General features: G+C 50.3%; 21 protein-coding genes and 1 riboswitch. Of the genes, 6 read left to right on the top strand and 15 right to left on the bottom strand.

The features are described 5' to 3' along the window. Positions 1–36 precede the first annotated feature (36 nt). Entirely contained in the window at positions 37–1704 is a 1668-nt protein-coding gene (locus tag ACYVIY_RS18970; protein WP_460977964.1) for a complex I subunit 4 family protein, read from the top strand. Positions 1705–1717: 13 nt separating this feature from the next. Continuing rightward, positions 1718–2245, top strand: a complete 528-nt coding sequence (locus tag ACYVIY_RS18965) for a CopD family protein (RefSeq protein WP_460977963.1) — start codon at positions 1718–1720, stop codon at positions 2243–2245. 173 nt (positions 2246–2418) lie between these two features. Here ACYVIY_RS18965 and gldG read toward each other — a convergent pair whose 3' ends face one another. Together gldG and ACYVIY_RS18955 are read right to left on the bottom strand one after the other, a co-directional pair. Next, entirely contained in the window at positions 2419–4086 is a 1668-nt protein-coding gene (gene gldG, locus ACYVIY_RS18960; protein WP_460977962.1) for a gliding motility-associated ABC transporter substrate-binding protein GldG, read from the bottom strand. Between the two features lie 86 nt (positions 4087–4172). Beyond that, complete coding sequence (locus ACYVIY_RS18955; protein ID WP_460977961.1) at positions 4173–7214, bottom strand: putative LPS assembly protein LptD; 3042 nt, start codon at positions 7212–7214, stop codon at positions 4173–4175. A gap of 253 nt (positions 7215–7467) precedes the next feature. On the opposite strand from ACYVIY_RS18955, the gene ACYVIY_RS18950 reads away from it, so the two are divergent. The 4 genes from ACYVIY_RS18950 (at position 7468) to ACYVIY_RS18935 (ending at position 11856) form a co-directional block, all read left to right on the top strand. Beyond that, complete coding sequence (locus ACYVIY_RS18950) at positions 7468–8295, top strand: N-acetylmuramoyl-L-alanine amidase family protein (protein ID WP_460978053.1); 828 nt, start codon at positions 7468–7470, stop codon at positions 8293–8295. Positions 8296–8433: 138 nt separating this feature from the next. Further along, complete coding sequence (locus ACYVIY_RS18945) at positions 8434–9441, top strand: MlaD family protein (protein ID WP_460977960.1); 1008 nt, start codon at positions 8434–8436, stop codon at positions 9439–9441. A 93-nt stretch (positions 9442–9534) separates the two neighbouring features. Further along, a complete protein-coding gene (locus ACYVIY_RS18940; RefSeq protein ID WP_460977959.1) occupies positions 9535–10116 on the top strand; it encodes a Uma2 family endonuclease in 582 nt (193 codons plus the stop codon). A gap of 105 nt (positions 10117–10221) precedes the next feature. After that, a complete protein-coding gene (locus ACYVIY_RS18935; RefSeq protein ID WP_460977958.1) occupies positions 10222–11856 on the top strand; it encodes an acyl-CoA carboxylase subunit beta in 1635 nt (544 codons plus the stop codon). A gap of 57 nt (positions 11857–11913) precedes the next feature. Here ACYVIY_RS18935 and ACYVIY_RS18930 read toward each other — a convergent pair whose 3' ends face one another. The 13 genes from ACYVIY_RS18930 to thiM form a co-directional block, all read right to left on the bottom strand. Continuing rightward, positions 11914–12132: a protease inhibitor Kazal-type gene (locus tag ACYVIY_RS18930; RefSeq protein WP_460978052.1), complete on the bottom strand. Its 219-nt coding sequence runs from the start codon at positions 12130–12132 to the stop codon at positions 11914–11916. Between the two features lie 67 nt (positions 12133–12199). Beyond that, positions 12200–12613 (bottom strand): c-type cytochrome, encoded by a 414-nt coding sequence (locus ACYVIY_RS18925; protein ID WP_460977957.1) that lies wholly within the window; start codon positions 12611–12613, stop codon positions 12200–12202. 27 nt (positions 12614–12640) lie between these two features. After that, positions 12641–13228: a gliding motility lipoprotein GldD gene (gene gldD / locus ACYVIY_RS18920; RefSeq protein WP_460977956.1), complete on the bottom strand. Its 588-nt coding sequence runs from the start codon at positions 13226–13228 to the stop codon at positions 12641–12643. An 88-nt stretch (positions 13229–13316) separates the two neighbouring features. Further along, entirely contained in the window at positions 13317–13607 is a 291-nt protein-coding gene (locus tag ACYVIY_RS18915) for a hypothetical protein (protein ID WP_460977955.1), read from the bottom strand. Positions 13608–13666: 59 nt separating this feature from the next. Further along, on the bottom strand, positions 13667–14446 hold the full coding sequence (locus tag ACYVIY_RS18910) for a TIGR00266 family protein (protein ID WP_460977954.1): 780 nt from the start codon (positions 14444–14446) through the stop codon (positions 13667–13669). A 65-nt stretch (positions 14447–14511) separates the two neighbouring features. Further along, on the bottom strand, positions 14512–14847 hold the full coding sequence (locus ACYVIY_RS18905) for a DUF4160 domain-containing protein (protein WP_460977953.1): 336 nt from the start codon (positions 14845–14847) through the stop codon (positions 14512–14514). Then, entirely contained in the window at positions 14834–15118 is a 285-nt protein-coding gene (locus ACYVIY_RS18900) for a hypothetical protein (protein ID WP_460977952.1), read from the bottom strand. Before ACYVIY_RS18900 ends, ACYVIY_RS18905 begins: the two co-directional genes overlap by 14 nt. 11 nt (positions 15119–15129) lie before the next feature. Next, positions 15130–15423, bottom strand: coding sequence for a hypothetical protein (locus ACYVIY_RS18895; RefSeq protein ID WP_460977951.1), 294 nt, complete (start codon positions 15421–15423; stop codon positions 15130–15132). 118 nt (positions 15424–15541) lie between these two features. Further along, positions 15542–16264 (bottom strand): hypothetical protein, encoded by a 723-nt coding sequence (locus tag ACYVIY_RS18890; RefSeq protein WP_460977950.1) that lies wholly within the window; start codon positions 16262–16264, stop codon positions 15542–15544. A 209-nt stretch (positions 16265–16473) separates the two neighbouring features. Then, complete coding sequence (gene tenA / locus ACYVIY_RS18885) at positions 16474–17124, bottom strand: thiaminase II (protein ID WP_460977949.1); 651 nt, start codon at positions 17122–17124, stop codon at positions 16474–16476. Positions 17125–17289: 165 nt separating this feature from the next. Next, on the bottom strand, positions 17290–18096 hold the full coding sequence (thiD, locus tag ACYVIY_RS18880) for a bifunctional hydroxymethylpyrimidine kinase/phosphomethylpyrimidine kinase (RefSeq protein WP_460977948.1): 807 nt from the start codon (positions 18094–18096) through the stop codon (positions 17290–17292). Next, on the bottom strand, positions 18093–18716 hold the full coding sequence (gene thiE, locus ACYVIY_RS18875; RefSeq protein ID WP_460977947.1) for a thiamine phosphate synthase: 624 nt from the start codon (positions 18714–18716) through the stop codon (positions 18093–18095). Before thiE ends, thiD begins: the two co-directional genes overlap by 4 nt. Further along, on the bottom strand, positions 18713–19519 hold the full coding sequence (gene thiM, locus ACYVIY_RS18870; RefSeq protein ID WP_460977946.1) for a hydroxyethylthiazole kinase: 807 nt from the start codon (positions 19517–19519) through the stop codon (positions 18713–18715). Before thiM ends, thiE begins: the two co-directional genes overlap by 4 nt. A 64-nt stretch (positions 19520–19583) precedes the next feature. Continuing rightward, positions 19584–19686: riboswitch (TPP riboswitch) on the bottom strand. Positions 19687–19893 lie beyond the last annotated feature (207 nt).

Genomic DNA, 19893 nt, shown 5'->3' with positions numbered 1-19893 from the left:
CCTAAAGACTGGTAGCGGGTGCTGCCGGAGACATGTATGATTCTTTCGTTACTGATTTTTATTCCACTGCTTGGGTCGTTGCTGGTAGCCTTATTGCCGGAAGGTCAAACCGCGCAGTTTCGCAAAATTGCCTTAGGCGTTACGTTGGCAGACCTGGTGCTGGCAGTCATGGTTTACGTTGCTTTTGACAAGAGCCTGGCCGGTTATCAGTTGCTCGAACAAACCGACTGGATCACCTTGCCGCTTGGTAATCTGGGTATTGTCTCCATCGACTATCTGGTCGGTGTCGATGGCATGAGCCTGCCGCTGGTTGTTTTATCGGCGGTTGTGATGGTCGTTGGCGTAATTTCTTCGTGGACGACGATTACGGAGAAAACCAAAGCCTATTACGCGCTTTACCTGCTCCTGACGGGCACGATTATGGGCTGCTTTCTGACGCTCGATTTCTTCCTGTTCTTTCTTTTCTTCGAGTTTATGCTCCTGCCGATGTACTTCCTGATCGGCTTATGGGGCGGCCCGCGCCGGGAGTACGCGTCGATCAAGTTTTTCCTGTATACGTTGCTGGGATCACTCCTGATTTTGCTGGTTATGATTGGTCTCTACCTATCGGTTATGGACCCAGTGAGTACGGCGGTTCTGGCTGGATACGTTGACGATCCGTCACTGGTATCCGACGAGATTTATCAACTTGTTCAAACGAACTTACAGAATGGGCAGCTTAATCCGGCGCAGATCGTTCATACCTTCGATATGCGTTACCTGGCCGATGGTGGAAACTACCTGCCTGACGCATTTTTGAATCCGGCCGCCGAGCCAATGGTGTTAGGCGTACCCGCCCGGATGCTGGCTTTCTGGGCGGTATTTATCGGCTTCGCCATCAAGCTGCCTATTGTTCCGGTGCATACGTGGCTGCCGGATGCACACGTTGAAGCCCCAACGCCCGTATCAGTCGTGCTGGCGGGCGTACTCCTGAAAATTGGTGGATACGGATTTTTGAGGATCGCCTGGAATTTCTTCCCCGACGGTGGTGCCGAATACGCCAGAACGCTGGCCATATTAGGAACGCTGTCTATTGTGTACGGCGGTTTAAACGCGCTGGCGCAGAACGATGTCAAAAAGATGATTGCCTACTCGTCCGTCTCCCACATGGGTTTCGTGCTGTTGGGCGTAGCTTCGTTGACTGCCGAAGGTATCAATGGCGCTGTCTACCAAATGGTCAGCCATGGCGTTCTGTCGGCCATGTTGTTCCTTATTGCCGGGGTTGTGTACGACCGTACCCACGACCGACGTATCGACTCCTACCGGGGCCTGATGCAACCGATGCCGCAGTACGCATCGTTGACCGCCATTGCCTTTTTCGGATCGCTGGGGCTACCTGGCTTTTCGGGTTTCGTTGGCGAGTTGTTCACGTTGATGGGCAGTTTCCAGTCGGCCTGGTTGCCGGGCTGGCTGACGGCCGTTGCCACAACGGGTATTCTGTTGGCTGCGGGTTATTTTCTGTGGACTTTACAACGGATGTTCTTCGGTCCCTACTGGAGTCGGCACGAAGCGGGAGCGGTACTAACAGATTTGACCCCCCGCGAAAAACTCCTGTTGATACCGCTTGGAGCTATGGCATTAGCGCTGGGCTTGTTTCCGAACCTTGTTTTTAACGTAACAAGTGCGACGGTGGGACAATGGCTTTTGAAGTTTGCGGTTGAATAAGGTATCGTGAGATATGACGTTTTTCTACGTAAAAGCCCTGCACATCATCTTCGTGGTCACCTGGTTTGCGGGCCTTTTTTACGTACCACGCCTGTTTATTTATTTCACCGAAGCAGCCGAGCAGCCAGAACCTACCCGTACAGTTCTGCAAACGCAACTGGCCCTTATGCAGCGACGGTTGTGGTACGGCATTACGTGGCCATCGGCCTTTCTTACGCTCATCCTGGGTTTAAACACCTGGTATAACTACGGGTCTACACCTTCCTGGCTGATCTACAAGCTTACGTTCGTCGCGGGCCTTTATGCCTATCATATCGCCTGTCACGTCCTGTTTCGGCAGCAGGAGCGCGGTGAACTACACTATACATCAACCCAGCTACGTATCTGGAACGAAGTCGCTACGTTGTTTTTATTCAGCATTGTGTTTCTGGTCGTCCTCAAGGATGCACTCGGCATGCTGTGGGGCCTGCTGGGGCTGGCCGCGTTTGCCGCCTTACTAATGGCGGGTATCTGGATCTACAAGCGAGTTAGGGAAAGTTAGTCATATTGGTCATTAGCCATGAATTGTCATTGGTGGTCATGTTGCTGACGCTAACTATTGTTCCCCATTTCACAATAGCTATTGATAACACATGATAGTCACACCTGGGTTAACATGAATAACCAATGACTATGAATGGCGAATGACAGCAAATGACCAATGACTTAAGGACGCTATTTCGCGTACTTCTGTCGGCGGGCTACCTGCCAGATAACACCCACTAGTCCAACCAGGGCGAGTGGCCCAAGTAGGTTAAGCAGCTGCCAAATCGTACGGCTCTCGTTGACTTTGATCTTGTCCAGCGGCCGAAGCGTTACGGTCCGGGCCCGCGCGGCAATGACGCCATTGGGATCTACTAGGTAGTCGATGGCATTCAAGGCAAAATCTTTGTTGGCGAACGTAGTACGGGTGAAGCGGTCGAAGCCGAGCGGATACGGAGTGTTTCGCTTATAATCGACATCGTTCACAATCAGATCACCGTCGGAGCAGACGAGGATTCGGGATGGCTCACCTTCGGCTCGAAAGCCATTGGCGCGTGGATCACCCGGCAAAATACGATTCGCAAACAACGATTGAAACTGCCCTTCTAGCAAACAGCCGACAATCTTGACACCCTCGTTGTAGGTTTTCGGGTCTGGCTGCTGCCGCGCTTCGTTGTACGAGATCAGCGCCGGTGCCTTTAAGACTTTGGTGTAGGGCGACGTTAACAGCACCGGTGTTTTCTGAATGCCAGGAGCCCGTACGGTGTCGAGTGTACTCACGAAGCGACTTAACAGCGCATCCAGATTGCGGACAATCGGGTTGCCACTCGTTCCGAAATTGTTGATTAACGGATAAAAGCGCCAGGGAACTAACTGAATATTCGGCTTATCGCCAAGATTACCGACATTAAGCGGAATAGGGGCGCAGTAAAAGTCCTTGATTACGTCGCGGTTCAGGCGAATGCCCCAGCGGAAAAACAGATCGTCGAGGTTCAGATCAAGTGGTTGTGCATAGGTGCCTTCGTTGCTGACCGAATCGACGCGCTGCCCATCCACAAAAAATAGAGCCCGCCCACCCTTAACAACAAACTGATCGATCTTAAAAATTTCGTCTTGGGAAAACGGCTTGTCGGGTTTTGGCACTACGACCGCATCGAGGCCCTCAATTGGCCCCGGTTTGCTCATGTCGATGAAGAACAGATCGTAATTCTCCTGGACAGACGCCAGTAGGTCGGCAAATCGGGAGGGGGGAACCTGCGTATGTCCGTACAGCAGGCCGATACGTCGCCGATTGCCTTCGGTTTGGGTTAGTTTCCGAATGGCCGACGCCAATTGAAATTCAATGCCTTCATACGATTGGTTGAGCTGTTCCTGCGGAGACGCGGTTTTGTTGCCTTTCAGAAGCTGAACGGCCGCTTCTTTGCCTTTGTAGGATACGACGGCACCCGGAAAAATAAGCTTTTCGATCCGCTTACCGCCTTCGTTAGCGAACAGATTAGTGGGTAGCAAACCGCGCTGTTGCAGCTTGTCAATCAGTTTCGCTTTTTCATCGGCCTTGGTAATCGCGTCCGGATCGGTGAAACGATACGTAACGGTTTGACCTGCGTTAGCCTGAAATTCGTCTAACGTCTCCCGAACGGCGGTTTCGAGTCGTTTGAAGCCCGGTGGCAAGTCGCCGGTTAAGTAGACCTCGACGTGGACATCATCCGGTAGGTTGCTCAACAGGGTTTGCGTAGCTTCGGAGAGCGTGTACCGTTTCTCTTCGGTCAAGTCGAGCCGAAAGAAAACAAAGGCCGACAGCATATTGACGGCCAGAATAGCCGCAAGAATAAGAATCGTACGCAGCGATGCGATTTTCATAGGTTACTATAACGAATACCCAAACCCGTACTGTCTATGCGACCAGCTAGTTTTTACGATAAGGGCGTCTCGCCCGTTGCGGTATGTTATCGGCCGTAAAAACCGCCGTTGTCGTAGAAACTCCGGCGACGGCTGAGTTTTAGCTCCTGAAGGATTGACGACCGGGCCCGCAGATCGAACGAGTAGTTACCCGACCGGATATTACTACCCGAGTAGGGAGTCCAGTTGAAGGCCATTTCCCAGCAGTGCAGATCGCGGTTGATACCGATGGTCGTCAGCGTTGGACTCTTGAACGTAAAATCGTAACCCGTATTGACCGTTATTTTCCACTTCGGCGTCAGGCTCAAATCGCCCGTCAGTGTTAATGCTTGGATGATTTGTGGATCTTTAGGAGTGATCTTCGATAAACCAAAGGTGTAGCTGACATTCATCGACCAGGGGATGTTGAAGTCAACGTATAGCTCCGGGTTGTTGTTTATAGCCTTCAACGTAGCATCGGTTGCATTGGCGCTTGTTTTCGGCTTATTCGCTTGTTTAGGTGCAAATCGTGCGCTGGCGTAGGCCTGTATATTTGTCAGGCGTAATAGTCCCTGCCCCGCTTGAATAGCGTATAGCTTAGGCACTCGTATATACTGCTGATTTTCATAACTAGTGGCTCTGAGCAATATTGGCGAGTAGCTTAACGGCGTTATTGGGGTTCCACCAATTGGGTACGTTTGCAAATCATAAACTGGTGTTCCACCATACGCTCGGTACGCATACGGATCGAATGTCGACGAAAAGTTAAAGCTGATATTCTTAAATATCTGCGTGTTCGCGCTGACAGCAATGGGCGATAAGTTAAAGTCTGGAGCCAGCAGGTTATAGCTGCCCGTCAGACTAAGGTTATCAAAAATAGGTATCTTCTTAAAATCCTGTCCAGTCGAATCACTACGCGTGCGAACTTTCATTTCGAGCTGGTTCACAATCCCAAACGAAATAAAGGCTGCCTGTGTGCTGCCGCTACCCCCACTGCCACCCAACCCTCGAAAGACCGACAGCGTTCGGCGGTAGAGGGGTAAGTCGGCCAGCGCTGTTCCTGGTGTGTTCGGTAAGATCTGGAACTGCCCAAAAGATGGATTGGTGAAATCAGGAACGTAGCTGAATGAAATAGACGGCGCTACGGTATGACGTATCGCTTCGATCCGTTTACCGCGTATGAAATACGTACCGTAGAAGCGCGTATTCATACTGGCGTTGACCGAGAAATTGTAGGAAGGGAAAAACCCACGGGCGGTATCAATCCGAACTTTGTTGCTATCGGGCACGAATACGTAATTCAGCTTCTTCGTGTAAATATCTCCTTGCAGCGAGAAGCCCGGCGTCAGGTTAATATAACGTAACAGCTTAATATTCGGTAGGGAAATTGGGATACTATACCGAGCCTGAACAACACGATTCTGCCAGATTCGATTGGCATTATCTACGCTGAACGGAATCAGGTTCGGATCAGGGTCGACAATACCTAAGCGCAGGTTATTGGCCCGCCGGGTACTGTCCAGAAGCCGTTGAACGGTGTTGATCGTTGGAATATCCGTTAGCACCGGAAAGCCTAAACCCGTGGTATCGACCTGCCGCCGGATGGTGTTGCTAACGCCGATTGAGCCGCTGATATCCAGGCCAACCCGAAAGCTCTCGTACCACCGCCCGGTGCCACCCCTCAGTGCAAAAGGTGAAATCTGATTGATACCAATGTTGAAGTCCGACGAAATATCCGTTTTACCGTTTTGCCGAACATTTGTATTCGGGTTTACCTGTCCGAACTGCTGGTTCACCCGAACGTTGGCCCCGGCCCGCACGTACTGACCAAAGGTGCGGCTATACTGCACCGAAGACCCCGCTACGTTCGAAATATACTGCTGGGTGCTGAACGAATTGAACTGATTGTAACTATTGCTGCTGACGTTCACGTTTGCCGAGAAGCTACCCCGGCCGCGTGGTACGGGCGAGTGCGACCACGTAAAAGAGAAGTCGCTACGTGGCGTTTGGGTGGTATCGACCCGGTCGCCGGAGCGGTTCCGGTTGAACTGGAAGTTAACTCCGCCACTGTAGCGGTAGCGTTTGTTGTAAGCCGTTGATATGCCCGCGCCCCAACTGCCGCGTGAGTAGATCTGGCCGGTAAACTGCATTCCCAGGTTTTCGCTCACCGCCCAGTAGTAGCCGCCATTACGTAGATAAAATCCCCGTCCGTTGGGTTCTTCACCGTATTGCGGAACCAGAATGCCCGAAACGCCAATTTCTTTTCGCTTCGGAAACGGAAAGAAGCCAAACGGAAGCCCGATGGGCAACGGAATCTGATTAATGACCAGATTAAACGGCCCCGCTACGACCTGTTTGTTGTGAATAACCTTGAGTTTACTGGCGTTGATGTGGAAGTGCGGAGTGGCCAGATTACAGGTCGTGTAAATGGCCTTCCCAATGTACAGGTTATCCTCGGCATCTTTCTTCACCGTTACGCCCCGAATATTGCCTTCGCCCTGTTGGGTGATCACGCCCTGAATCCGCCCTTTTTTCGACTTGAAGTTGTAGCGGATTTCCTTCGCATCGTACTTGCCTTCTCCATCCTGAAAGACGGGCTGGCCAATTTGTTTCTTAGCCGTTGAGTCGTACCGGCCTTTGGCGTATACCTCGTTGGTTAGATAATTTAAACGGATATAATCCGCTTTTAGGGATATATCGCCGTATATTACGCTGGCGTCGCCGAATAATTCAACCGTCTGACCATCAGCGGCATAAATGGTTGAATCTTTGGCTTGGTATTTGACAGTGGTTTGAAACGAATCCGCAGTTTGGGCCGTATCCCGTTTCACCGAATCATTTGCGGCTATTCGGGAGGTGTCAGCCCCAATGCGGGATTGTGGCCGAACTACGTTAGGTGATACAATGCCCGGTGTCGTAGGGCTGGCAGCAGTGGTTTGGGAGCCAGGGGTTGTTGTACCCGCAGCGGGATTGTTGGTCGACGTACGCGAAGCAGGCGTGTTGCCAGACGGTGTACCCGAAGGCGCATCAGGCACCCGCTGAGCAGGTACCGTAGCCGGAGGGAGACCTCCTTTGCCAGGTTGTCGGGGCGTCGGGTTACTTTGTCCCATTGCCGTAACAACCCATAGTAATCCGGTAATGCAGGCCAAAATCCGCACCCAAATCTGTCGTATCCGCTGAGGCCGCAAAATAAGGTATCCTTTTTTCAGATTTATAAGAAAAATTATATTTGCCAAAAGACCGTTAAGTCTATGGCTTACAAAGGTATTCACGAACAGTTATCCCACTATTGCTTTGGAACGTTTTCCGTTGTTAAAAATTATTAATTCAACCGGCCTTCGCCGTCTTCGTCCGGTACCCGGAATAGTAACAACGGTACTGCTGACGCTACCCCTGCTGGCGCTGACGGTACTACCCGCGCCCGGCCTATATCAGGACACGATCCGTCGGGCCGAAGCCAGTCAGGATACTGAGTCGGCTCCCAACCGGCTCCGCACCGTCGTGCTCGATGCGGGACACGGCGGCAAAGACCCTGGCTGTATTGGTCGCCGGACGCGCGAATCTCGGGTGGTACTTAAACTTGTGCTGCAACTTGGTCGTAAAATTAAGGAAGAGATGCCGAATATACGGGTAATATACACCCGTGCTTCGGATCATTTTGTTGAACTGGCCGAACGGTCGGCTATTGCGAATCGAAACAAGGCCGATCTCTTTATTTCAATCCACTGCAATGCCAGCCCATCGTCGAGCCGGGTCTATGGAACGGAAACTTATACCATGGGGCTGCACAAAACGAATGGCAATCTGGACGTAGCCAAGCGCGAGAACGCCGTTATTCTGAAGGAAGAAAACTATCAGCAAACCTATAAAGGGTTTAACCCCAATTCGCCCTTAGCCCATATTATGCTGGCCAACTACCAGCACGCGTTTATGGGCAGTAGTATCAATTTCGCCGAGAAAGTAGAACGGAGCTTCCGGCACAATGCCGACCGCAAAAGCAACGGCGTCAAGCAGGCCGGATTTCTGGTGCTGTGGCGCACGACCATGCCGAGTGTACTCATCGAAACCGGGTATCTGACCAACCCTACTGAAGAGCTTTACCTGATGTCGGAGGAAGGGCAGGATGAGATTTCAGACGCCATCTACAAGGCATTTGCGCAGTACAAGCAAGAGATCGAAGCGGCAAACTAGCTGGCCGTTTATCCAGTTCTTCGGAGAACCGTTTACCATTTTCGCCAACTTTACGGGACAAACACGCGCCAAACTTGGTTATACGGGAAGCCAAATCGGTTGGCGTGACCTTAAACGGTCGTTCTTCTTCTTACACGCATGAAAGTTTCACAGGAAGTAAAAGTTGGCTTACTGGCAGTAATAACGTTGTTGATGTTTTATTTCGGATTCAACTTTCTAAAAGGATCTGATTTTTTTTCATCGTCAACGAAGTATCAGGTAGTATACGACAATATTGATGGATTGACAGCCTCAAACCCAGTCCGGATTAATGGCTTGGCGGTTGGTCGGGTTAAAACGATTGAAATCCTTCAAAATCAAGGCAATAAACTGCTGGTTACGTTAGATCTCGACAAGAAAATTATCGTAACCCGCGGCTCCCGCGCGGTACTAGCCGATGATGGCTTACTCGGTGGCAAAGTCATTTTGCTGACTATTAAGCCGGGTGCTCCGCAACTCGAAGATGGCGGAATGCTGGTAGCTGCGAAAGAATCAGGTTTATCCGCTTTGATTAGGGAGAAAACCCTGCCTGTTCTAAATAACGTCGATTCGCTGACGTATCAACTCAACCGTGTTGTTGCCCAGTTTGATCAAACCGGGGTCATGCTGAATCAAACGTTACGTAGTGCCAACCAGGGAGTCAGAACGCTTGACCTTACCATTGAAGAAAACCGCGCGGGCTTAAAGGCCACACTGGCGAACGTAAGCCGCTTGTCGGCTTCTCTCGTGGAAACGGAACAGCAGCTCAAGCCGATCCTCGCTAAGGCTGATACGTTTGCCGATTCGCTTCAGGGGTTGCAGTTGAAGCAGACACTCGCCACCGTTAACAAAACGGTTGATAATCTCCAACGGATTTTGGCTGACGTGAACAGTGGTAAGGGTTCGCTTGGTAAACTAACCTCCGACGAGCAACTGTATAGTAACGTCAATGCGACTACAGCCAGCCTCGAAAAACTATTGACGGATCTGCGTGAGAACCCGAAACGTTACGTTCATTTTTCGTTGTTCGGCAAGAAAGATAAGACCGCCCCCGCCAAACCCGGCAGCGCAACCGTCACTACAACTACGATTACGAACACCAAAGTTGATTCGACCCGGCTCCAGTAGACATTTACTATAGGTCGGTTAAGGACACCAGACGAAGTCAATTGCGTTTAATTTGTCAGTACCGTATCTTCATACGAGTAAATTTCCTGAGCTATGATAGCGGTCGAAAAGCGGGTAATGAGCCCTGAGGAGTATTTAACGGCGGAGCGGCAGGCCCTTGACAAAAGTGAGTTTTTCAATGGCGAACTAATCCCTATGGCAGGCGCGACCCGCAACCACAACCGCGTTAAAGAAAATTTATCAATCTGGGTTGGCGCATCGCTCGACAATAGTATGTGCCAGTCATTCTCTTCGGATATGCGTGTACATTTGCCTGAAACAGGGTTGTATGCGTATCCTGATATCGTCATCGTCTGCGGAGAGCCGCAGTTTTTACCGGACGAATTTGACAACCTACTGAATCCAACGGTGCTCATCGAAGTGCTTTCCGAAGGAACTGATGACTACGACCGTGGCCGAAAATTCCTGAGGTATCGAGCTATCCCCTCTTTTCAGGAATACGTCCTGATCGACTCGCAGCGGGTAGCGGTTGAGGTTTGGCGTAAGAACGATCTCGGTCAATGGACCTTAATGGAACAAACGAACGATCCAGTGGGCCAATTCAGGATTCAAAGCATTGAACTGAGCGTTACGTTACAAAAGGTGTATGACCGGGCTGTGGACATAGCTTCTTAAAAATGCCTATAGTCTTCGGCTAACATACTGAAGAAAATTACGTTTTATTAGCGGGCGACTCAGCAGGTCGCCCGTTTGTGTTTACTCGAATTCATCAACTCACCCATGACCACAGAAAATCTCCATTCGCTAGTCCCTTTCCTTGACGAATTGAACCGCCGGTCGGCCCAAACAAAACTAGGCGGTGGCACGAAACGTATCGACGATCAGCATAAGAAAGGAAAACTTACCGCCCGCGAACGTATTGATTACCTCATTGACGAAGGCCTTCCATTTACCGAAATCGGGCTCTTTACTGGCGATGGCATGTACGCCGAACACGGCGGCTGTCCATCGGGTGGTGTTGTGGTTGGTATTGGCTACGTATCGGGGCGGCAGTGTGTGATTGTCGCTAATGATGCCACCGTAAAAGCGGGGGCGTGGTTTCCGATTACGGCCAAGAAAAACCTCCGGGCGCAGGAAATTGCCATGGAGAATCGCCTGCCCATTATCTATCTGGTTGACAGCGCCGGTGTGTATCTGCCGTTGCAGGACGAGGTGTTCGCAGATAAAGAACACTTTGGCCGTACGTTCCGGAACAATGCGCAGATGTCGGCGATGGGAATTTTGCAGGTAGCCGCTATCATGGGTAGTTGCGTGGCCGGTGGTGCTTATCTGCCGATTATGTCCGACGAAGCGCTGATTGTTGAAGGCACCGGTTCTATTTTCCTCGCGGGTCCCTATCTAGTTAAAGCGTCCATTGGTGAAGATGTCGATGCCGAAACTCTCGGTGGCGCTTCGACGCACACGGATATATCCGGCGTAGTCGATAATAAATACCCAGACGACAAAAGCTGTCTAGATGCCATCAAGCGCATTTTCGACAAACTGGGCCATACCGAAACAGCCGGTTTTGATCGCGTTACGCCAGCGCTTCCAACCAAAAATTCCGAAGAAATCTATCAGATTCTACCGGCCGACCGTGTCAAGCCGTACGACATGCAGGAAATTGTGGATAGACTTGTGGATAACTCGGAGTTTGATGCGTATAAACCTGGTTATGGCCAGTCGCTGCTGTGTGGCTATGCCCGTATCGACGGTTGGGCGGTAGGCATCGTAGCCAATCAGCGGAAGGTAGTGAAGGCGAAAGGACGTACCGGTCAGCCGACCGAAATGCAGATGGGCGGGGTTATCTATGGCGATGCTGCTGACAAAGCCGCTCGGTTTATTATGAACTGTAATCAAAAGCGTATTCCGCTTGTGTTCCTGCAGGACGTTTCTGGATTTATGGTCGGTAGCCGAGCTGAGCAGGGCGGCATCATCAAAGACGGAGCGAAGATGGTCAACGCCATGGCCAACTCAGTTGTACCGAAGTTCACGGTCGTTATTGGCAACTCGTACGGAGCCGGAAACTACGCGATGTGTGGGAAAGCATACGACCCGCGACTAATGCTTGCCTGGCCAACGGCGCAAATGGCCGTGATGAGTGGCGCTTCGGCAGCTAAAACCCTGCTTCAAATTCAGGTGGCATCGCTCAAAGCAAAAGGAGAGATCATTACGCCCGAAGCCGAGCAAGCCTTACTGCAAAAAATAACGGATCAGTATAATACACAGCTTTCGCCCTATTACGCGGCTGCGCGGTTGTGGGTTGATGCCGTGATCGATCCCCTCCAAACCCGGCAAATTCTTTCCGAAGGTATAGCCGCTGCTAATCACGCGCCAATTACCAAGCCATTTTCCGTTGGGGTGATACAGACGTAGTATATGTGAGTTATGAATAAATAGCTGACGCTAAGCCCCGTTACTTTCTGAGTCAACTTACCGGTTGCATTCGCCGGGCGTGTAGTTTATAATACCTACACATTCGGCCAGGCAGGGGTTGCTGTACGTTTTGCCATTACAGCCGCAAACGGGTTGAAGAATATACCCACATGCACAACCGGATGTTGGAACGGCTTCAACGCAACTTGGATCAACCTTTGGCTTGCAACCGGCTCCAATACTTAACCCGAAAAGGAGAATAAAGAAGGCCCTCATCATCGTCGATTTCTAACAGGATTCAAGTTGAAAATCAACGGTTCGAATCCTGTCAGAAATTGGTTTCCTACTTCGTAGCTCGTACGGCTTTGACTTCGTCGGCGGTAACAGCTGATGCTTTATTGCCGAAGTTGCTGCGGATGTACGTCAATACGTCGGCAATCTGCTGATCACCAAGAAAGTCGTGGGCGGGCATGGCATTGTCGTATGGTTCACCTTCGATGTCCTGGCCTTGCAGGCCTTTTAGCAGCACATTGATCAGCCGGGTTTTATCGCCTACTACCCAATCTGTACCACGTAGCGGAGGGTTCAAGTTGGGAACGCCCGAACCGTTAACCTGGTGACAGGTAAGGCAATTTTGTTCGTAGATAATCTGGCCAGGCGTTTTAGCAGGGGCAGCGGGTTTAGGAACTGGCTTTTGCGTTTGCGCAACGGCGACTGATAATGACAAACAGGCAACAAGGGTAAGTAAAGCTTTCATAAGATGATTACCAGGCGAATGATGCCGTTATTTTCTCCATTTGAGTGTATTCAACATGTGTAGCATGTCTTTCCGAATGTAGTCAATAACGGGTTGTAATGAATCGTTTTGGGTGGCCGTGTTAAAATACAGAGCCCCTCGCAGAAAATGGGTAGTCGAGTCCGTCGTGACAAACTGCACCTGACTGGGTACTTCGCCAGTCAGATCAATGACACTAGCCTCCAGGCCCGATTTCATCCTTATTTTTCGCTGCTCAATTGAATAGGCTTTGATATTATGACGAGCAGCCAGCTTATAAGAATCTTCGAGTATAGCCCGCAGTCGATTGATGTCGTTATTAATGGGCTTGTACGTTAGTTGAACGCTGGCATGATAGGCTGGATAGTTGATAAAAATCCAGTGCGGCTCCGAGCGGGCGAACGTATCGGGTAAAATTCGGGCGATGCCATTGTACTCGAACTGGTAGGGATGCGTCGGCTCAAGTAAGGTGTACTTCGGCGTTGGTAAGTCGATACGTGGGTACCCCTTCGGTTTGGGCGTGTAGTTCTCGGATGAGCTGGTTCCGCAGGCCGCTGATAAGAGCGCAATCAGAAGGACAAATAAGTGCTTTATCATTAATTTCTTTCGATAGCCCGGTCAGGCTACAAAACAACGAAAAAGCCCGGCAGTTTGGTGCCAGGCTTGCTTTCGGAGTACAATGGATTTACACATTTACGTCAGCCAGCTCTTCCTGCCGGACAGGCTGGCCGAGTAAGGTGGCAAACCGGTTAATGTTAAATGTTGGTTCAAACCAGACCTCACCCATCACGGGATGCTTTACGGGCACCTCTGGGTTCTGAATTTCGTTCAGCAGCACACCCGTTTCGCCGGTTGTATGGCGCTTAACCTGACGAATCGTGTACAGTTGATCGCGCTTGGGCGTCTGAACGCCGAACTCGGCGTAGAAAGCCAGTACTGGCGCGGGAAAATTATCGTTGGTGCAAATGACTTCCATAATTCGTTCTCTCCAAATCCTGACAAAGATAACAGCTATTCGGCAGAACAGATTCCCGGTTACTCTTCGAACAGGTTACCTAACTTCCCTATTACTGAGCCGCCTTCCTTGTGCGATTGGGCACCGTAGGGGGCTAGGCGCTGTACGAGTTTAGAAATTGGCATCGACTGAATCCAGACCTTGCCCGAACCACGTAACGTAGCGACGAACAGGCCTTCACCTCCGAAAATCATGCTCTTAAGGCCACCTGACCGCTGAATATCGAAGTTGATACTTGGCTCGAAACCAACCACACAACCTGTATCGACACGTAGCATTTCGTTGTTTAACGTGCGCTCAATCACCACACCCCCCGCGTGAATAAACGCCATGCCATCGCCCTGTAGTTTCTCCAAGATGAAACCTTCTCCTCCGAAAAAACCTGAACCAAGGCGCTGATTGAACTGAATGCTCAGCTTGGTTCCGAGAGCTGCGCACAAAAACGCGTCTTTTTGCACAATCAACGTATTGCCATACGTATTGGCCAGGTTAATCGGCATCACTGTGCCCGGATAAGGCGCGGCAAAGGCTACTTTCTTTTTGCCCGCGCCCCGGTTGGTGAAGTGCGTCATAAACAGCGATTCACCAGTAAGCATACGTGTGCCAGCCTGGAGCAGTTTACCCATAAAGCCCTGATTTGGCTGCGAACCATCGCCCATTTTCGTTTCAAACTCAATGCCATCTTCCATAAACAGCATTGAGCCCGCTTCGGCGATGACCGTCTCGTGCGGGTCAAGTTCAATCTCTACAATCTGGATGTCTTCACCAATGATTTTGTAGTCGATTTCGTGGGAGTACATACGTAGTTTTAGCTAGGAAATAAATTGTGTTCGATGTTCGAAACTACGTATTTCGGGCGATTTGGTTAGCTGTTTTTCGTACAAACGGCACAAAAAAAGCCCGACCGGGCGATTTGGCAGGTCGGGTAAAAAGGCTTGAAACTAACTAAGGGTTCAATAATATTGAGCGGTTTTAAATTCTTTGCCAATTCCCAATTTAGTAGTAGCTCCTCTTGGTGCATTATAGCCCATTCAATGACCATGCCTAAGGCTCTGGACGGCAGCTCACCTTCAAGCAGACTTAAGTCATTAATGCTTATGAGGCATTCACTGTCACCATATTTGGCGTGAAAGTGGGGTGGATTATGATCATCATAATACATCGCGATAATAATTCCGAAGAATCGGCTAATCTGAGGCATGTAAAAGCTTGTTTTGCTTCCATTCGTCAAACGTCATTCTTTTCAACATTAAGTAGGCATTGTTGGAATCAATATCGAGCCACTCGTTCCAAGCTATGGCCCCCGTTACGCTAATGAATGGATGCAGGAAAAGATTGTCGTCATCCCATGCTGAAAACACGCCTTTCCCGGCTAGTGCTGACAGATCGATGACTCCCTGAGTACCGTCATCAAAACGCAATCTTAGCTTATATTTTTCGGGAGCTTCTACGTGAGTCAAATAGGGAAACATGCATTTCTTGCTTAGCGTGAATTAATATCGTCGGGCAGATCATTGTCTGATTCATCAAACAGCCGTTCCTCATCCGTCGACTCTTCATCGGTTTCGTCCGGATTGGGCTCACCTTTGAGGTTCAGATCCGTTCGATGGCGCAATTTCTTATCGTCAACCGTCTTATTCAGAAACTGATTGATCTTGTCTATATCGAAACTCGTGGTAATCTCACCAAAGGAGTTTATCTGAATATCGAAGCCTTCGAGTTCTTTATGAACACGGGGCTTTTCGTTTTCGTCGGGATTCGTCTTTTTCTTAGCCATGATTAAGCGGTTTATGCGATAAGCAAACGTAATTTCTGAAATGGATAGTCGCCATTTTAACAACGTCGGCCGGTAACATGTTTCGCGACAATCAGAGCGTATTAACGATTTGGAAGTGCTACCACACCCGATTGGCAATTACGTTGATGACTGAGTTTACAACGAACGCGACCCCGAACGATACGCCAACCGAAAACAGCGGTAACAGAAAGGCTTGCAGAAACAGGAACGTAGTGAAGCCGAGTAAACCGATCACGAGTCCGCGCAGGGTCGTAATGGTGGCATTACTCCCCTGAAGCGTATGCGAAAAAATAGCCAGAACCGAAGTTAGAATAGGAAAGGGCGTTAAAATGCCGCTCCAACCCGGCCCTAATACGCTGGCAAGGCCGGTAATGACCAGGACAAATAACGTAGCAACAGCCATACGTATCGGAATATCAAATGGTAAATGCCGAGCCTTTATGGGTTGATCAGACGGCTTAGGGAAGAGCCACAAAGTCAGCAAGACATACGCAATCACAAGTGCGTAACTCAAATATAAACTGAGTTGTAGATAATTGAAGGTTACCGCTGTGGCGGTGTACAAGCTGTATGACAATAAAAGCGTCGGTAACCAGGTAAACTTTCGGGCAAAAACGGAGTAGCTGAAACAAAAGCTGATTAAGGCCAGGATGCCTGTCATTGTGCCTTGAATCGAATGGATACCAAAGGCTTTACCCTGTTCGAGAATGAAGAACAGCAGAATGGCTCCGGCTACCCAGGGCATACTGCCAATTAATCCTCCAATTTTGTTTCCCCACTTCCGAATCGCTAGCGTAACCAAGGCGATTATGGTAGGCATGAGCGTCATTTTGAGAAGGAGAATATTCGTCATTCTGGATGGTTACGCTAAGCAATAGGCGATTTTTGGCACAACAGTTCACCGAGTGCACGAAGCCCATTTCGTGACTCAGGAAAACTAATCGCAAAATTGGAGTCTATTTTAGTGAGTTACGCTATTTCTCCGCCCAAATAGTTGGTGGCTATCTCCCTTAGTAGTTAGGGCAAAGGTCAAACCAGCCAGTCAGTCAACTGGTACGCGTCGTTCCAGAAATACCACTCTAGGCGGCTTGACTGGACGAAGGCTACCTGCATCTTCTCGCGTTCGGTCGGACTCGCTTCATTGGCCAGTCGTTCGGTAAGGTCGAGCATTTGGCCGACGACCTGATCGAATTCGTCACCGGCGTAGGTATCAATCCAGGCCTGATAGGGATTCTGTTCACGAGCCTGGGTATAGATATGTTTGCCTACTTCACGATAAATCCAGAAACAAGGAAGTACGGCAGCTGCCCCCACCGCCAGCGACTGAGTGGCTGTTGTAGCCAACAAAAAGTTCGTATAGGCAAAACAGGACGGCTTTTTCTCAGTTTCAGGTTGAATCTCATAGAGGGCAAAGTACGTCTCATGCAAGATTCGCTCCACCCGGATCGCATTGGCGGCAAACTCGGTGAAGGCTAAAATATCGCCGGGTGCCGATGCTTTAACGGCCAACTGCGCCAGCGCCCGGCTAAAATCAGTCAGATAAAGAGCATCCTGCTGAATGTAATACTGAAACTTATTTGCGGGTAAGGTGCCAACCGCCAGTTCCTGCACAAAGCCATGTGATACGATGGTTTCGTACAAGGGTGTAATCTGCTGCCAGAGTTGATCAGTGAAGCGCATCGGTAATTGTTTAGCGTAAGTATTGGTTAGGTCTTTAAGTCCAAATGAGCGATTTTCTGTCATCCCGACGCCAGGAGGGATCTTCTGTAACCAGTCATAATCGTTAGTTTGAGAAGATCCCTCCTGGCGTCGGGATGACAGAAAATTTCAATAGTTTATGTTTACTTACTGCCAGTTAGAAAAGAAATGATGAACAGGACCGTGACCGTGCCCAAGTGTATATACAGCCCCAGCCTGTAAAGCACCCGTCAAATACGTTTTCGCGTGGTAGACGGCTTCATGCAAAGGTAAACTCTTGGCCAGGTATGCCGCGATGGCTGAGGAGAGTGTACAGCCCGTACCATGCGAATTAGGTGTATCGATACGTTTTGTTGGAAATAGAATCTGCTCGTCGGAAGAGATGTATAGCAAATCTGTGCTGTCCGTGTCGTGTAAATGCCCACCCTTCAATAAGATCGCACCAGGATATTGACCGCCAAGGTCTGCGGCTGCCTGCTGTAAATCGGCGAACGTATTGAGCGGGCGGTTCAGCAAGACACCCGCTTCTGGTAGATTTGGGGTAATCACCGTGGCTAGGGGTAGCAGATGCGTTTTTAAGGCGTCGATGGCTTCGTCTTGTAAAAGCTTGTCGCCACTGGTTGCCACCATAACCGGATCGACGACAATCGTCCGCACACCAAACTCTGTTAGCGAATCGGCGATAACCCGAATAATGTCGGGCGAGTGGAGCATGCCGATTTTAACGGCGTTGACGCCAATATCGCTCAGTACTGCTTTAAGCTGCTCGGCCACAAAAGCGGGTGGTATCGAATGAATGCCGCTCACGCCTAACGTATTTTGCGCCGTAAGCGCCGTGATGACCGAAAGCCCATAGCAGCCCAGCGCCGAAAAGGTTTTTAGATCAGCCTGAATACCGGCGCCACCACCGCTGTCAGAACCGGCAATTGTTAGAACCCGGGTATATGTTTTCATTGAGTTAGTTGAATGAGTTCACGGGCGGCTTCATACGGCGATGCCTGGCCGCAAATGGCGGACACGACAGCTACGCCCGCTACGCCGGTCTGCATTACGGACTGAACATTCGTGGCATTGATACCGCCAATCGCAAACGTCGGTAGTTGAGTTTGCTTACAGAGGTCCTGCAAGCCGGGAAGTCCCAACAAACTAACTGTGTCGAGCTTGGTACCGGTAGCGAAGATGGTTGCGATACCTAAGTAGTCGATATCGTCGTGACCCTGCGCGGCTACCAGTTCAGTCAGGCTGTTGACGGATAAACCAATAATCTTACCCGGCCCAAGCAGTGAACGAACCAGCGGATACGGCATATCATCCTGACCGATGTGTACACCATCCGCATCAACCGCCAGCGCGACGTCGACGCGGTCGTTGATAATCAATCTGGCCCCGTAACGCTGCGTAATCGTTTTAAGCGTAGTGCCTAGCTCCACAAAGGAGCGGGTCGTCATAGCTTTCTCCCGCAACTGAACCCAGCGAACGCCCGCCCGACACGCTTCTTCCACCACAAACGGCAAGGTATGCCCTGCCTGCTGACAGATGGCGCTATCAGTTACCAAATACACGGCGTCGCTCATAGCTGACCTAATTTGAGATTCGCAGATACGTCCTGCTGCGTCAATTGATAGAGCGTATCCAGAAAATTCAATTGTAAACTACCGGGACCGGGTGAACGCTGTGCGGCCAGCTCGCCCGCAATGCCCATAACCGCCATACTATGCACAGCCGCCTGGAAATAATCGGTGTTCACCGCAGCAAAGGCAGCGGTCAACGCCGTTGCGGTACAGCCCATGCCCGTTACTTTAGTCATCATGGCGTGACCATTCGCTACGGTTGCTACCTGATCGGCTCCGACGATATAGTCCTCTGCTCCGCTAACGACCACAATGCTACCCAGCTCCGCGTTGAGTTGCCGGGCGCTATCAAGTGCCGCCGAAGAACCGTGTACACTATCAACGCCTTTCGTTTGTGCGTTTAATCCAGCCAGCGCCATAATCTCCGACGCATTTCCCCGAATAATGGTCGGAGCAGCCAGGGTCAGAAGTTCGCGGCTCACCTCATTCCGGTACCTGGTGGCACCAACGCCAACGGGGTCAAACACAATAGGCTTACCTAGTTCGTGAGCTTTGCGTATCGCTCGTTTCATGCCCGCTACAAAGTTTTGATCGAGCGTGCCGATGTTTATGACCAGCGCACTGGCAATGGTGACGAAGTCGTCAACTTCGTCTTCGGCATGCACCATAGCGGGTGAAGCACCCAAGGCTAACAGGGCATTGGCCGTGTTGTTCATGACAACGAAGTTGGTAATACTTTGAACGAGGGGAGACTGGAGACGAATCTGTTCTATGTCGTTCCAGATGGATTGGGCTGTTGCGGTCATAATCGGCTGCGTTAAGGAAGTACGACAACCTCAGGGGAGAAAAGACCGCAATCTGGCAGGCCAGTAAGCGAGGCTAACTTTTCCCTACGGCAGTATGAACTGCATCAGGTGATAAGGGTATTGTCTCAGTCAGCCCAACTCTCGAACTGACACCCCTAAAGTTGTACGCCAAAGGTAACGGATTTTTCGGCAACAGGGCAAGTGGAATAGTACCTTCGGGGATAGCCCGCCGGTCTCATAAAGAGGTCGACTGTTTACTGCATTCGATAAACTTGTCGGCTAACATGCAATGCGCTCGAGCCAGTTTTAATCTGGCTAATGTACTGCTAACGATTTAAAAGGGTTAGCCTGGAAAGAAGACAGCTTCAAGTAAT

The sequence above is a fragment of the Spirosoma knui genome (genome assembly GCF_054780635.1).
The sequence above is the reverse complement of the archived record's forward strand: the minus strand, read 5'-3'. Positions and strand labels throughout refer to the sequence as shown.

Coding starts and splice junctions, on each gene's coding strand:
- ACYVIY_RS18970 (WP_460977964.1), top strand. CDS start 37: ATGATTCTTTCGTTACTGATTTTTATTCCACTGCTTGGGTCGTTGCTG.
- ACYVIY_RS18965 (WP_460977963.1), top strand. CDS start 1,718: ATGACGTTTTTCTACGTAAAAGCCCTGCACATCATCTTCGTGGTCACC.
- gldG (WP_460977962.1), bottom strand. CDS start 4,086: ATGAAAATCGCATCGCTGCGTACGATTCTTATTCTTGCGGCTATTCTG.
- ACYVIY_RS18955 (WP_460977961.1), bottom strand. CDS start 7,214: ATGGGACAAAGTAACCCGACGCCCCGACAACCTGGCAAAGGAGGTCTC.
- ACYVIY_RS18945 (WP_460977960.1), top strand. CDS start 8,434: ATGAAAGTTTCACAGGAAGTAAAAGTTGGCTTACTGGCAGTAATAACG.
- ACYVIY_RS18940 (WP_460977959.1), top strand. CDS start 9,535: ATGATAGCGGTCGAAAAGCGGGTAATGAGCCCTGAGGAGTATTTAACG.
- ACYVIY_RS18935 (WP_460977958.1), top strand. CDS start 10,222: ATGACCACAGAAAATCTCCATTCGCTAGTCCCTTTCCTTGACGAATTG.
- ACYVIY_RS18930 (WP_460978052.1), bottom strand. CDS start 12,132: ATGAGGGCCTTCTTTATTCTCCTTTTCGGGTTAAGTATTGGAGCCGGT.
- ACYVIY_RS18925 (WP_460977957.1), bottom strand. CDS start 12,613: ATGAAAGCTTTACTTACCCTTGTTGCCTGTTTGTCATTATCAGTCGCC.
- gldD (WP_460977956.1), bottom strand. CDS start 13,228: ATGATAAAGCACTTATTTGTCCTTCTGATTGCGCTCTTATCAGCGGCC.
- ACYVIY_RS18915 (WP_460977955.1), bottom strand. CDS start 13,607: ATGGAAGTCATTTGCACCAACGATAATTTTCCCGCGCCAGTACTGGCT.
- ACYVIY_RS18910 (WP_460977954.1), bottom strand. CDS start 14,446: ATGTACTCCCACGAAATCGACTACAAAATCATTGGTGAAGACATCCAG.
- ACYVIY_RS18905 (WP_460977953.1), bottom strand. CDS start 14,847: ATGCCTCAGATTAGCCGATTCTTCGGAATTATTATCGCGATGTATTAT.
- ACYVIY_RS18900 (WP_460977952.1), bottom strand. CDS start 15,118: ATGTTTCCCTATTTGACTCACGTAGAAGCTCCCGAAAAATATAAGCTA.
- ACYVIY_RS18895 (WP_460977951.1), bottom strand. CDS start 15,423: ATGGCTAAGAAAAAGACGAATCCCGACGAAAACGAAAAGCCCCGTGTT.
- ACYVIY_RS18890 (WP_460977950.1), bottom strand. CDS start 16,264: ATGCCTACCATAATCGCCTTGGTTACGCTAGCGATTCGGAAGTGGGGA.
- tenA (WP_460977949.1), bottom strand. CDS start 17,124: ATGCGCTTCACTGATCAACTCTGGCAGCAGATTACACCCTTGTACGAA.
- thiD (WP_460977948.1), bottom strand. CDS start 18,096: ATGAAAACATATACCCGGGTTCTAACAATTGCCGGTTCTGACAGCGGT.
- thiE (WP_460977947.1), bottom strand. CDS start 18,716: ATGAGCGACGCCGTGTATTTGGTAACTGATAGCGCCATCTGTCAGCAG.
- thiM (WP_460977946.1), bottom strand. CDS start 19,519: ATGACCGCAACAGCCCAATCCATCTGGAACGACATAGAACAGATTCGT.